This is a genomic window from Marinimicrobium koreense (genome assembly GCF_003762925.1).
Classification (GTDB): domain Bacteria; phylum Pseudomonadota; class Gammaproteobacteria; order Pseudomonadales; family Cellvibrionaceae; genus Marinimicrobium; species Marinimicrobium koreense.
On sequence record NZ_RJUK01000001.1, the window covers coordinates 2,847,061 to 2,859,757 of the forward strand.

At 58.3% G+C, this 12,697-nt stretch carries 13 protein-coding genes; 1 reads left to right on the forward strand and 12 read right to left on the reverse strand.

The features are described 5' to 3' along the window. Positions 1–20 precede the first annotated feature (20 nt). The 11 genes from atpG to mnmG all read right to left on the reverse strand — a co-directional run bounded on the left by atpG (position 21) and on the right by mnmG (position 10,060). Entirely contained in the window at positions 21–887 is an 867-nt protein-coding gene (gene atpG, locus EDC38_RS12280; RefSeq protein WP_123638757.1) for a F0F1 ATP synthase subunit gamma, read from the reverse strand. Positions 888–939: 52 nt separating this feature from the next. Continuing rightward, positions 940–2,484 carry a F0F1 ATP synthase subunit alpha gene (atpA, locus tag EDC38_RS12285; RefSeq protein WP_024461768.1) on the reverse strand — a complete coding sequence of 515 codons (1,545 nt, stop codon included), beginning with the start codon at positions 2,482–2,484 and terminating at the stop codon, positions 940–942. Between the two features lie 16 nt (positions 2,485–2,500). Further along, entirely contained in the window at positions 2,501–3,037 is a 537-nt protein-coding gene (locus tag EDC38_RS12290; protein WP_024461769.1) for a F0F1 ATP synthase subunit delta, read from the reverse strand. Between the two features lie 12 nt (positions 3,038–3,049). Next, positions 3,050–3,520 (reverse strand): F0F1 ATP synthase subunit B, encoded by a 471-nt coding sequence (locus EDC38_RS12295; protein ID WP_123638758.1) that lies wholly within the window; start codon positions 3,518–3,520, stop codon positions 3,050–3,052. Between the two features lie 96 nt (positions 3,521–3,616). Further along, positions 3,617–3,853, reverse strand: a complete 237-nt coding sequence (gene atpE, locus EDC38_RS12300) for a F0F1 ATP synthase subunit C (protein WP_024461771.1) — start codon at positions 3,851–3,853, stop codon at positions 3,617–3,619. Positions 3,854–3,901: 48 nt separating this feature from the next. Next, positions 3,902–4,834 carry a F0F1 ATP synthase subunit A gene (gene atpB, locus EDC38_RS12305; RefSeq protein WP_024461772.1) on the reverse strand — a complete coding sequence of 311 codons (933 nt, stop codon included), beginning with the start codon at positions 4,832–4,834 and terminating at the stop codon, positions 3,902–3,904. 28 nt (positions 4,835–4,862) lie between these two features. Then, positions 4,863–5,210 carry an ATP synthase subunit I gene (locus EDC38_RS12310; RefSeq protein ID WP_170162917.1) on the reverse strand — a complete coding sequence of 116 codons (348 nt, stop codon included), beginning with the start codon at positions 5,208–5,210 and terminating at the stop codon, positions 4,863–4,865. Positions 5,211–5,449: 239 nt separating this feature from the next. Then, positions 5,450–6,352 (reverse strand): ParB/RepB/Spo0J family partition protein, encoded by a 903-nt coding sequence (locus tag EDC38_RS12315; RefSeq protein WP_123638760.1) that lies wholly within the window; start codon positions 6,350–6,352, stop codon positions 5,450–5,452. A gap of 45 nt (positions 6,353–6,397) precedes the next feature. Beyond that, entirely contained in the window at positions 6,398–7,198 is an 801-nt protein-coding gene (locus EDC38_RS12320) for a ParA family protein (RefSeq protein WP_024461775.1), read from the reverse strand. A 331-nt stretch (positions 7,199–7,529) separates the two neighbouring features. Continuing rightward, positions 7,530–8,168: a 16S rRNA (guanine(527)-N(7))-methyltransferase RsmG gene (rsmG, locus tag EDC38_RS12325; protein ID WP_123638761.1), complete on the reverse strand. Its 639-nt coding sequence runs from the start codon at positions 8,166–8,168 to the stop codon at positions 7,530–7,532. Next, complete coding sequence (gene mnmG, locus EDC38_RS12330) at positions 8,165–10,060, reverse strand: tRNA uridine-5-carboxymethylaminomethyl(34) synthesis enzyme MnmG (protein WP_123638762.1); 1,896 nt, start codon at positions 10,058–10,060, stop codon at positions 8,165–8,167. Before mnmG ends, rsmG begins: the two co-directional genes overlap by 4 nt. Positions 10,061–10,757: 697 nt before the next feature. Here mnmG and EDC38_RS12335 point away from each other — a divergent pair. After that, positions 10,758–11,318, forward strand: coding sequence for a DUF924 family protein (locus tag EDC38_RS12335; RefSeq protein ID WP_123638763.1), 561 nt, complete (start codon positions 10,758–10,760; stop codon positions 11,316–11,318). Positions 11,319–11,323: 5 nt separating this feature from the next. Here EDC38_RS12335 and mnmE read toward each other — a convergent pair whose 3' ends face one another. After that, positions 11,324–12,688: a tRNA uridine-5-carboxymethylaminomethyl(34) synthesis GTPase MnmE gene (gene mnmE / locus EDC38_RS12340; RefSeq protein WP_170162918.1), complete on the reverse strand. Its 1,365-nt coding sequence runs from the start codon at positions 12,686–12,688 to the stop codon at positions 11,324–11,326. Positions 12,689–12,697: the final 9 nt, after the last annotated feature.

Genomic DNA, 12,697 nt, shown 5'->3' on the forward strand with positions numbered 1-12,697 from the left:
AGGGTTCTCAGCTCTGGGCCTTAAGAGGCCACGGCGGCGGCACCGCCCACAATTTCCGACAGCTCCTGGGTAATCGCGGCCTGACGGGCTTTGTTGTACACCAGTTGCAGGTCACTGATCAGGTCACCGGCGTTGTCGGTGGCGCTCTTCATGGCCACCATACGCGCGGCCTGCTCACAGGCGCCGTTTTCAACCACTGCCTGATACACCTGAGACTCGATATAACGAATCAGCAGACCGTCGAGCAGTTGCTCGGCGTCCGGCTCGTACAGGTAATCCCAGTGGTGCTGAAGCTTTTGGTCTTCTTCGGCCACCAGTGGCAACAACTGCTGAACTTCAGGTTGCTGAGTCATGGTGTTGATGAATTCGTTACCGACCAGGTAAAGCTTGTCGATCTTGCCTTCGCCAAACGCGTCCAGCATGACCTTGACGCTGCCAATCAGGGAAGCGACGGTCGGCGCCTCACCCAGATCGCGTGCGCTGGCTACCACATTGCCGCCGTGGCTGTTGAAAAACGCACCGGCTTTGGCACCCAGCAAGCAAAGATCCACTGCGACACCCTGGTCGGACCAGGACTTCATGGACTTGAGTGCGGCCTTGAACACGTTGACGTTCAGGCCACCACACAGACCGCGGTCACTGGAGACAATGATGTAGCCCACCCGTTTGACTTCGCGCTCTTCCATGTAGCGGTTTTTGTATTCGGGGTTGGCGTTGGCCAGGTGACCGACCACGGCACGCATGCGCTGGGCATAGGGCTTGCCCCGCTCCATACGCTCCTGAGCTTTACGCATCTTACTCGCGGCGACCATTTCCATCGCGCTGGTAATTTTCTGCGTGCTTTTAATGCTCGAAATCTGCGTCCGAATCTCTTTTGCGCCTGCCATACTCAAAGGCCCTCAAGCGTGAATGAAGCGGTGCCTTTCGGCACCGCCGGTCTTACCAGGTCTGGGTGGATTTGAACTTGTCCACCAGGGCTTTCATCTTGCCTTGCAGCTCATCGTTCCAGTTGCCGGTTTCGTTGATTTCTTTCAACAGGTCGGCACCTTCACTTTCAGCGTAGGAGAGCAGGGCACTTTCAAAGTCCAGAACCTTGTTTACTTCCACGTCTTGCAGATAGCCTTCGTTGGCGCAGAACAGAACCAGCGCCATCTGGGCGATGCTCATCGGCGAGTACTGATTCTGCTTCATCAGCTCGGTCACGCGCTCACCGTGCTCCAACTGAGCCTTGGTGGCTTCATCCAGATCAGAGGCAAACTGGGAGAAAGCCGCCAGTTCGCGGTACTGAGCCAGAGCGGTACGAATACCACCGGACAGTTTTTTGATCACTTTGGTCTGTGCGGAACCACCTACACGGGATACCGAGATACCGGCGTTCATCGCCGGACGGATGCCCGAGTTGAACATGGAGGTTTCCAGGAAGATCTGACCATCGGTAATGGAGATCACGTTCGTGGGTACGAACGCCGATACGTCACCGGCCTGGGTTTCAATGATCGGCAGCGCGGTCAGAGAGCCGGTTTTGCCTTTCACTTCACCATTGGTGAACTTCTCGACGTAATCGGCACTGACTCGGGCAGCGCGCTCGAGCAGACGCGAGTGCAGGTAGAACACGTCACCCGGGTAGGCTTCACGGCCCGGCGGACGACGCAGCAGCAGGGAGATCTGGCGATAGGCCCAGGCCTGCTTGGTCAGATCATCATAGATGATCAGTGCGTCCTGACCGCGGTCGCGGTAGTACTCACCAATGGTACAACCGGCGAAGGCCGCCAGGTACTGCATGGCCGCCGGATCCGATGCGGTGGCAGCCACAACAACGGTATGATCCATGGCGCCGTGCTCTTCCAGCTTGCGAACCACAGAAGCAATGGAGGAGGCTTTCTGGCCGATGGCCACGTAGATACACTTAATACCGGAGTCTTTCTGGTTGATGATGGCGTCTACCGCAATGGCGGATTTACCGATCTGACGGTCACCAATGATCAACTCACGCTGACCGCGACCGATCGGCACCATGGAGTCAACCGCTTTCAGACCCAGTTGAACCGGCTGGTCAACAGACTGACGCCAGATAACACCGGGAGCCACCTTTTCAATGGCGTCGGTTTCTTTGGTGTCAACCGGACCCTTACCATCGATCGGGTTACCCAGTGCATCGATGACGCGGCCTTCCAGCTCGGGGCCTACCGGCACCTCCAGAATACGTCCGGTGCACTTACAGGTCTGGCCTTCGGCCACACCCAGGTAGTCGCCCAGAATTACCGCACCGACGGAGTCGCGCTCCAGGTTCAGTGCCATACCGAAACGACCGCCTTCAAATTCGATCATCTCGCCGTACATCACGTCCATCAGGCCGTGAATACGCACGATGCCGTCGGACACGGAAACCACCGTGCCCTGGTTGCGGGCTTCGGCGGACACATCGAGTTTGTCGATGCGCTGCTTGATAATGTCGCTAATCTCGGATGGATTCAGCTGCTGCATGCTTTTTTCCTCAATCCTACGAATTGATTGCTTTGGCGAGTTTTTCTAACCGACCGCGCATCGAGCCGTCGATGACCAAATCACCTGCTTTAACGATAACGCCCGCCAGAAGCTGTTCGTCGACCTGGGCCCGGACGCTGATTTTGCGCTTGAGCTTGTCGCTGAGAGCCTGAGCCAGTTTTTCCTGCTCGGCATCCGCCAGGGTGAAGGCGGTGGTCAGCTCGACATCCACCGACTGCTCTTGGGCGTGCTTGAACGCCTCGAACAGTTGCTGAATTTCCGGCAACAAAATCAGACGCTTGTTCTGGGCCAGAAGCTGAACGTAGTTGCGCACTGGCTGGCTCAGTTCGTCACCGCAGGCCTCGATCAGAACGTCGGCCTGTTGTTGGGCCGACAGTGACGGTGACGCGATACGATCGGCCATGGTGCCGTATTGGCTGGCGCCGGCCAGAGTCGCCAGTTGCTGGGCCCAACCGCTCAGATCCTGTGCTTCCAGCGCGTATTGAAACGCCGCTTTGGCATAGGGTCGGGCGAGGGTAGTCAGTTCAGCCACAGTTCACCTCACTTAAAGATTGGCAGCCAGTTTGTCGATCATGGACTTGTGCTTGGATTCGTCAATTTCCGCTTCCAGCACTTTCTGTGCACCGAGCAGAGCCAACTGGGACACTTGCCCACGCAGCTTCTCTTTGGCACGGTTCACTTCCTGCTCCACTTCGGCTTCAGCTGCCGACCGGATACGCTCGGCTTCTACCCGAGCCTGGTCTTTGGCTTCTTCAACAAGCTTGGCGGCGCGCTTATTGGCGGACTCGACGATACCGGCCGCTTCCTGTTTGGCTTCGCGCAGGGTCTTGGCGGCTTTTTCTTTCGCCAGTTCCAGATCCTTGTCGGCGCGATCCGCGGCGGCCAGGCCATCCGCAATGCGCTTCTGACGCTCGACCATTGCGTCGGTGATGAACGGCCACACGTACTTCATGCAGAAGAGCACGAAGAAAATAAACGCGATGGACTGTCCGATTAGGGTCAAATTAATGTTCACGCCGATAACCTCTGTTCCAGTAACGCTTTTGGCTTTAACCGTGTGCGCTCACAACGGTGATGCACACGGATCGGGTTTCTGGGAGTTCGCGAGGTCTTACGCCAGGCCCGGTACGGTAACGAACAGGATGTACATGGCGATACCTACACCAATCATCGGAACGGCGTCCAACAGACCGGCGATCAGGAACATTTTGCCCTGCAGCATCGGAGCCAGTTCCGGCTGACGAGCTGAACCTTCCAGCAGCTTACCGCCCAACAGAGCGAAGCCGATAGCGGTACCCAGTGCGCCCAGGCCAATCAACAGTGCAACAGCAATCAGTGCCATACCCATGGTAGTTCTCCTCAGTTTTAAAAAAAGATAAGTGAGTTGTTCAAAACGTTAGTGCGTAAACTGGTCTTCGTCTTCCACATGGTGCGCCATGGCCATGTACACGATGGTCAACACCATGAATACGAAGGCCTGCAGAGTAATCACCAGAATGTGGAACACCGCCCAACCCCACTGCAGGAAGCCGCCGAAAATACCGATGATCAGGCCGGCGGAATACATGGTGGCGATCAGGATAAAAATCATTTCACCCGCATAGAGGTTGCCGAACAGTCGCAGGCCCAGAGAAATCGGCTTGGCGATCAGGGCAATGGACTCCAGGGCAAAGTTGATTGGAATCAGCAGCAGGTTCACATACCACTTGTCGGTATGGAAGGGGTGCAGGGTCAACTCTTTAACAAACCCCATAAAGCCTTTTTTGACGATACTGAAGCCGATCATCAGGAGGAATACGGTAAAGCCCATGGACAGGGTGATGTTCGGATCGGTGGTGGGCACGATCTTGAAGTAGAAGTGACTGTCGCCGGCGATCCACATCGCCAGGGAGGGAATCCAGTCCACCGGTACCAGGTCCATCAGGTTCATCAGGAACACCCAAACAAAAATGGTCAGGGCGAGCGGGGCGATCATGGCGTTTTTATGCTGGAAGCCGTCTTTGACGGTTTTGTCGATGAACTCGATGATGATTTCAACAAAGTTCAGCAGACCGGTGGGAACCCCCGCGTGGGCCTTTTTGGCTGCCCAGCGGAAAACGCCGATAAACAACAGACCGAGACCAATGGACCAGGCCATGGAGTCGAGGTGAATGGCATTGAATCCCATGGCAGACATGGCTTCGGAACATTTGGCCACCGTCCAGCCGGTGGTTTCCTGCACCTGATAGCCGTCACAGTAGGAGCCTTCCGGCAGTTTGCCATAGGTCCAGTTGGTCAGGTGGTGCTGAATATACTCGGTAGTTGTGGGAGTGTACTCTTCCGCTGCCATCCAAATAGTCTCTTTGTGTGAGTTCAACCTAGCCCTGGTGACGCGCCAGGGTGCGGGCGGTGACCAGACTGGCGCCCAGGTGTGCACCGGCAAATGCGATAAAAAATGCCGCCAGATGAATCTCTTTCACCTGCATGAACACAGCCGCAAACAGTGCCGCCGTGAGTAAAAACTTGATGGTTTCCGCCCGGTAAATGGCTTGCACCGCGGCTCCAGACTGCCGGGCACCGCCCAAGCGGCGAAAACTGTACCAGGCAAAACAGGCGCCGGGGAGGGCGCTGACCGCAATTCCCCAGAGCACTGACAGGCCCAGTCGGATCTCAAACAGCCAAATGCCCCCCGCTGCGATGAACAGCAGCAGCCAGAACAACAACAAGCGCGAAAGAACCGGAGGCCGGGCAATCGACTGTGGTCGGCGCTGTCGTGATGGCGTGGCGTTTATCAAAAGCTCGTCTGTTCGACCTGAGTGTCCAGCCCAGACGCCAAGCGACCGGGCCGCAGCATTATAGGGATAAAGCCCCCCCGCTTCAACCTGAGTCGGAAGCATTTACAACGCCGCTAATTATCGGATAATTCTCACTTTTTGCCGTTTTGACCGATTACTCAAAAAACTCGCTATTTGATGTGAGCGAGAATGCCGTCGAGCTCGTCCAGATTGTTGTAATTGATTACCAGCTTGCCTTTGCCCTTGGCCGTGTGTTGAATGGCCACACCGGCGCCCAATGTCTCCGAAAGCTGCTCCTCCAGGCGGCGAATATCCGCCGAGGGTGCGGCCGGTTTTACCGTATTCTTGTGCTTCTGCTCCTGAAGATTGCGTACCAGGGTCTCGGTTTGCCGGACCGATAGGGCCTTGCCGACCACCTGACGGGCCGCCACCCGCTGATCTTCGGGCTCCAGAGTGAGCAGGGCCCGGGCGTGGCCCATTTCCAGGTCGCCATGCTCGAGCATGGTTTTGACTTCCTCGGTCAGGGCAATCAGGCGCAACAGGTTGGTCACCGTGGTGCGGGATTTGCCTACCGCCTGGGCCACTTCGCCCTGGGTCAGCTCAAATTCTTCCTGCAGCCGCTTGAGGGCCATGGCCTCTTCGATCGGGTTGAGATCTTCGCGCTGAATGTTTTCGATCAGCGCCATGGCAATGGCCGCTTCATCGGGCACATCCCGGATGACCGCGGGAATCTTGTCCAGACCCGCCAGTTGAGTGGCCCGCCAGCGACGTTCACCGGCGATGATTTCGTATTTTTCCGGGGCAACAAGCCGGACCACGATCGGCTGCATCACGCCCTGGGCTTTGATGGAGTCCGCCAGCTCTTCCAGTGCCTCGGGGTGCATGTCGCGACGGGGCTGGTAGCGCCCGCGCTGAATCATTTCCACCGGAATGTGGGCGAGCCGACCATCGGCCAGTGCTTCCTCGACGGCCTGGGGCGAATCCGGAGTGGGTGTATCCGCCGGAGCCGGCGTCACGCCCGCCCCCAGAAGGGCATCCAAGCCTTTGCCTAAGCCTTTGCGTTTTCCCGCCATTACCTTGCCCTGCTGATGGTTTGCTGTAATTCAGTGATGATTGCTTCAGGAGTGCGCTGCGTGAGCAGCGGCCTTCTCGTCGTTTTCGTTGCGCCGGATGATTTCCCCCGCCAGGGCCAGGTAGGCGATTGCCCCCTTGGACTGGCGGTCGTAGCTGAGCACCGGCTGCCCGTAACTGGGCGCTTCGGCCAGACGCACGTTGCGCGGAATGCAGGTCCGGTAGAGCCGATCGCCAAAGTGCTGGGAGAGCTGGGCGGAAACGTCGTTGGTCAGGCTGTTGCGCGGGTCGTACATGGTGCGCAGCAGGCCTTCGATTTTCAGGTTGGGGTTGAGCAGTTCCTGAATTCGGCCAATGGTGTTCATCAGGGCCGAGAGCCCCTCGAGCGCGTAGTATTCACACTGCATGGGAATGATCACGCCATCGCAGGCGGTCAGGGCGTTGACCGTGAGCATGTTGAGCGAGGGCGGGCAGTCGATGATGATGTAGTCGAATTCGTCTTTGATCGGTTGCAGGCCGTCCCACAGGAGGCGTTCTTTGCCGTCCAGGGAGAGCATTTCCACTTCGGCGGCGGTGAGGTCGCCGTTGGCGGGCAGGAGTTTGAACTGTCCGGATTCGGAGGTCTGCAGGCATTCGCGGGCGTCGGCCCGGCGGGTGAGTACGTCGTAAACGGTCAGTTCCAGTTCGCTTTTGTCCACACCACTGCCCATGGTGGCGTTGCCCTGGGGGTCCAGGTCCACCAGCAGGACGCGTTTTTTCGTCGCCACCAGGGAGGCGGCCAGGTTGACGCAGGTGGTGGTTTTGCCCACCCCGCCTTTCTGGTTGGCTACCGCGTAGATTCGGGTCAAAGCGTTATCCTTTGGATTATTCGAGAAACAGGATCAAAGCCGGGTATTGTGTGGCAAGCGGCCCTCGGGGACAAGTCCGGATTGTTTTTGATGGTGGGCGCATCACGTCCGGGCCGCTGCGGGGTAACCCCTTTCAAGACACGCCGTACATACATCCCTGTAGGCTCGAATCGCCGGTCCCCGGCTCCACGGTCTTGAAAGGGGTTACCCCGCACCGCCCCTCAGTGGTGTGGATCCGGCTGCAAACTGGCGGCAAATGACATCCGGTCGCGTAGGGCGGGTAAGCGAAGCGCACCCGCCGTAACAGAAATTGATGCCTCCTCCCCGACGATTATCGCCGCTTCAACTCTAACAAATGCCGCTCTCCTTCGTTTCCCGGCACCCGCAATCGGTGGCTCTCCATCAGTTCTACGCTACTTTCCACCTCAGCAAGCTCAGCCTCTGGATACACCCCTTTCATGGCCATAAACAGGCCTCCTGACGAAAGTAAGTGCTCACACCCGGACACCATGTCCGCCAGGCTGGCAAAGGCGCGGCTGATCACGATGTCGAACGGTTGGTCGGGCCGGAACTGTTCGACACGGCGGTTTTCCACGCTGACGTTATTGAGTTTGAGCAGGGTTTTGATGTGGAACAGGAACCGGGTTTTCTTGCCGTTGCTGTCGAGCAGGGTGATCTGGCAATCGGGTAGGGCGATGGCCAGGGGGATGCCGGGCAGGCCGCCGCCGGTACCCACGTCGATCAGCCGCCGGGGGGTTCTGGCCTGCACATGGGCCAGTACGCTCAGGCTGTCGAGCAGGTGCCGGTCGAGCATGGCGTCGATGTCGCGTACTGCGGACAGGTTGTAGGCCCGGTTCCACTTGTGGAACTCCTGCAGGTAAGTCAGCAGTTGCTCCGTCTGGTGTTCGGTAATGGTCAGGCCCAGCTCGGCAATGCCCGCCGTCAGCCGGGCCTTCAGGGGTTCGCTCATGAGGCTTGGGAGGTCTCCCGCTGCAGCAGGCCGCGCTTTTTCAGGTGAATCAGCAGCAGCGACACCGCCGCCGGGGTCACGCCCGGTATGCGCGAGGCCCGGGCCAGGGTTTCTGGACGGGCGGCACTCAGTTTCTGCTTCACTTCGTTGGACAGGCCCTCGACCTTGTCGAAATCGAATTCGGTCGGAATCAGGGTCTGTTCGTGGGCGCGCAGGCGATTGATTTCGTCCTGTTGGCGATCGATGTAGCCCGAGTACTTGGCATCGATTTCTACCTGTAGCGCAACGCGCTCATCCGTCACAGGTTCGCCTTTCAGGCCCGCCACGTCGGGGTAGTTAAGCTGCGGGCGCTTGAGCAATTCAAACAGGCTGTATTCCCGGTTGAGCGGGGCGTCAATTTTGCTTTCCAGTGCCTTGGCGGCCTCGGAACCGGCCTGAACCCAGGTGGTTTTCAGGCGCTCCTGCTCCTGGGCAATACCATCGCGCTGGCGGCAGAATTGCGCCCAGTGGTCGTCGTCAATCAGGCCCATGGCCCGCGCCTGTTCGGTCAGACGCAGGTCGGCGTTGTCTTCGCGCAGCAGCAGGCGATATTCCGCCCGGCTGGTGAACATCCGGTAGGGCTCCTGGGTGCCCATGGTGATCAGGTCGTCCACCAGTACGCCGATGTAGGCCTCATCGCGGCGCGGGCACCAGGCGTCGAGATCCCGGGCGCGGCGGGCGGCGTTGATGCCGGCGAGCAGACCCTGGGCACCGGCTTCTTCGTAGCCGGTGGTACCGTTGATCTGGCCGGCAAAATACAGGCCGGAAATGGCCCGGGTTTCCAGGCTGTAATTCAGGTCCTGGGGATTGAAGTAATCGTATTCAATCGCGTAGCCCGGGCGGGTGATGTGGGCATTTTCGAAGCCTTTGATCGAACGCACCAGCTCCAGCTGCACATCGAACGGCAGACTGGTGGAAATGCCATTGGGGTAGAGTTCCTGGGTGTTCAGCTCCTCGGGCTCGATAAACACCTGATGCGAGGATTTGTCCGCAAACCGGTGAATCTTGTCTTCGATCGACGGGCAATAACGCGGGCCAATGCCCTCGATAACCCCGGAATACATGGGGGAGCGGTCCAGCCCGCCGCGGATGACGTCGTGGGTGCGCTCGTTGGTATGGGTGATCCAGCAGCACACCTGCTGTGGGTGCCAATCCCGCGAACCGCGGGCGGACATGACCGGTCTGGGCTCGTCGCCCCACTGCTCCTGAAGCTCACTGAAATCCACACTTTTGGCATCAATGCGCGGCGGGGTGCCGGTTTTCAGGCGATCGACGCGCAGCGGCAGTTCCCGCAGGCGGGCCGCGAGGGTCTGGGCCGGCGGATCGCCGGCCCGACCGCCGGCGTGGTTTTCCAGACCGATGTGGATCTTGCCGCCGAGAAAGGTTCCGGTGGTGAGTACCACGGTGGGAGCCATGAATTTCAGCCCCATCTGGGTGACCACACCTTCGACGGTATCGCCATTGACGATCAGGTCATCCGCCGCCTGCTGAAAAATACTCAGATTCGGCTGGTTTTCGAGCTGGTTGCGGATGGCGCTTTTGTACAGCGCCCGATCCGCCTGGGCACGGGTCGCGCGCACCGCGGGCCCTTTGCGTGAGTTCAACACCCGGAACTGGATACCGGCACGGTCGGTCGCCATGGCCATGGCGCCACCCAGGGCGTCGATTTCTTTCACCAGATGGCTTTTGCCAATCCCACCAATGGCCGGGTTGCAGGACATCTGCCCCAGGGTGTCGACGTTATGGGTGAGCAGGAGGGTTTTACAGCCCATGCGAGCGGCCGCCAGACAGGCTTCGGTGCCGGCGTGACCGCCGCCGATGACGATGACGTCAAAGCGCTCGGGGTAAATCATAGCTGGAGGCCTCCGGGGCCGTACCGGTGAAAAAGGGCGAGCATTATAGGGCCTGAATCGGATTTGTACAAAAGTTGTTCAGTTTCTAAACAAAGTCAAATTAATCAGTTATACAAATAAGTATTAAGTAAATAAGTTAATAGATAAGTTAGTTAAGTATTTAATGCTGTTACTACTAATGGTGACCCAGAAATCTGTGTAGAAGTCTAAAAACTGTTTATCAGACAATGACTTAGCGTAATAGTAACCCACGGGACAAAGCGCGGGTAAGGGGCTGACAAGCTGACCGCAAGCTGGTGACGAAAAGCCGAGTTATACAGAAAATCGGCAAAGCTCGACTTATCCCCAATTTCATCGCCAGCTTTTACCCCCAGACGTTCACAGGGTTATCCCCAACAATAGAATGAATTCACGGAAAATCAATCGGTTATGGGTGAAACCTGTGAACAAGTGTGGATAACCGTCGTAAGTTTGTGGCTTTAAGTCGACTCGGGCTGTGGGTAACTCTTGTCCACAGGTGTGAATAACTCGCAAGAAAGGCGAACAGGCCCTAGGGGATTGATTACCGCCGAAGGCTGCTATTAAATAAATTCAGTGCCGAAAAATCAGAATCACTCGAAAAACAGAGCAGGTTGAACGTTGGATTCCTCCTTTCGGCACCACCTGATTAACATTCATTTGCTCCCAGGGATATGCCATGCCTTCAATCAATGCGCGCGCGGACGCCGAGACGGTGTACCAATTCTGGTTTCAGGAGCTGACGCCTAGTCAGTGGTTTAAGAAAGATTCAGCGTTGGATCAGGCGATTGGTGCGAGGTTTGGACACGTGTTGGATCAGGCCAAGTGTGGTGAGCTATGGAGTTGGCGGGACACTCCGGAAGGGCGTCTGGCGGAAGTGATTGTGCTCGATCAGTTCTCCCGCAATATCTATCGGGATCGTCCGGAGGCGTTCGCTCAGGACGCCCTGGCGCTGGTGTTAGCCCAGGAGGCGGTGCGGCAGGGGGCGGACCAGGCGCTGGAGCCGCAGGCCAGGGCCTTCTTATATATGCCTTATATGCACAGTGAATCGGCGGTGATTCATCAGCAGGCGCTGACCCTGTTCGATCTGCCGGGATTGGAGAACAACCTCAAGTTCGAGATTCGCCACTGGGAAATCATCGAGCGATTCGGACGTTATCCCCATCGCAATGACATACTCGGGCGGGAGAGCACGGAGGAGGAACGAAGATTTCTGCAGGAGCCAGGCTCGTCGTTCTGACCGGGTTATTTACCGATACAGAAGGAGGAGAAGATACGCCCGAGCAGATCATCGGGGGTGAACTGACCGGTGATTTCGCTCAGGCACTCCTGGGCCTGGCGCAGGTCCTCGGCAAGCAGTTCCCCGGCGGCGTGAAGTTGCAGTTGCTCCCAGCCGTTTTCCAGAGCGGTTCGCGCTCTTTCCAGGGCGTCCAGGTGACGGCGGCGGGCGGTAAAGGTGCTCTCGCCCGCATTTTCGAAGCCCATGACGCTTTTCAGGTGCTGTTTGAGCTCTTCCACACCAGCACCGCTGGCGGCACTGATGGCCAGGCAGACGGGGTGCTCCTGGCGCCGTCCTTCCGGCTCGCCGGTGAGGTCGATTTTATTGCGAATCAACGTCAGTTTGCCGGGGTCGGGTAGCTGCTGGACAAACTCCGGCCACAGGGCGGCCGGATCAGTGACCTCAGTGCTCTGACTGTCCACCAGCAGCAGGATCCGGTCAGCTCTATGAATTTCCTGCCAGGCCCGCTCCACCCCAATTTTCTCCACCTCATCCGGCGTGTCCCTCAGACCCGCGGTGTCGATGATATGCAGGGGCATGCCGTCGATGTGGATATGCTCGCGCAGGACGTCCCGGGTGGTGCCCTCGATGTGGGTGACAATGGCACTGTCGCGCCCCGACAGGGCATTGAGCAGGCTGGATTTACCCGCGTTGGGTTTGCCTGCAATCACCACATTCATCCCGTCGCGCAATAGCGTGCCCTGACGGGCCTGGGCGAACACGGCGTCCAGCCGCTGGCGAATGTCGGCAAGGTCTCCGGCCACTTTGCCATCGCTGAGAAAGTCGATTTCTTCCTCGGGAAAGTCAATGGCGGCCTCCACGTAGATACGCAGGGCGATCAGGGCTTCCACCAACTCATTGACCTTGTGTGAGAAAGCGCCTTGGAGCGAGTGCAGGGCACTGCGGGCGGCCTGCTCGCTGGAGGCGTCAATCAGGTCCGCAATGGCCTCGGCCTGGGCGAGGTCCAGCTTGTCGTTGAGGAAGGCGCGCTCGGAAAACTCCCCGGGACGGGCCAGTCGGGCACCCCGCTCGCAGGCGCTGCGCAACAGCCAGTCGAGAATAACCGGGCCGCCGTGGCCTTGAAGCTCGACAACGTCTTCTCCGGTAAAGGAGTGGGGTCCCGGGAAAAACAGGGCAATGCCCTGATCCAGGGCTTCACCTTGGGTATTCAGAAACGGAAGGTAATGTGCGTGACGGGGTTTGAGGGGCTGCGCGGTGATCTGTTCGCCGATCGCCCGGGCTTGGGGGCCCGACAGGCGGATAATACCGACACCACCGCGACCCGTGGCGGTGGCGATGGCGGCGATGGTGTCGGTGGGCGTCAGACTCACGAGTTTGCT

Coding starts and splice junctions, on each gene's coding strand:
- EDC38_RS12315 (WP_123638760.1), bottom strand. CDS start 6,352: ATGGCGGGAAAACGCAAAGGCTTAGGCAAAGGCTTGGATGCCCTTCTG.
- atpG (WP_123638757.1), bottom strand. CDS start 887: ATGGCAGGCGCAAAAGAGATTCGGACGCAGATTTCGAGCATTAAAAGC.
- atpB (WP_024461772.1), bottom strand. CDS start 4,834: ATGGCAGCGGAAGAGTACACTCCCACAACTACCGAGTATATTCAGCAC.
- atpE (WP_024461771.1), bottom strand. CDS start 3,853: ATGGGTATGGCACTGATTGCTGTTGCACTGTTGATTGGCCTGGGCGCA.
- mnmG (WP_123638762.1), bottom strand. CDS start 10,060: ATGATTTACCCCGAGCGCTTTGACGTCATCGTCATCGGCGGCGGTCAC.
- rsmG (WP_123638761.1), bottom strand. CDS start 8,168: ATGAGCGAACCCCTGAAGGCCCGGCTGACGGCGGGCATTGCCGAGCTG.
- atpA (WP_024461768.1), bottom strand. CDS start 2,484: ATGCAGCAGCTGAATCCATCCGAGATTAGCGACATTATCAAGCAGCGC.
- EDC38_RS12335 (WP_123638763.1), top strand. CDS start 10,758: ATGCCTTCAATCAATGCGCGCGCGGACGCCGAGACGGTGTACCAATTC.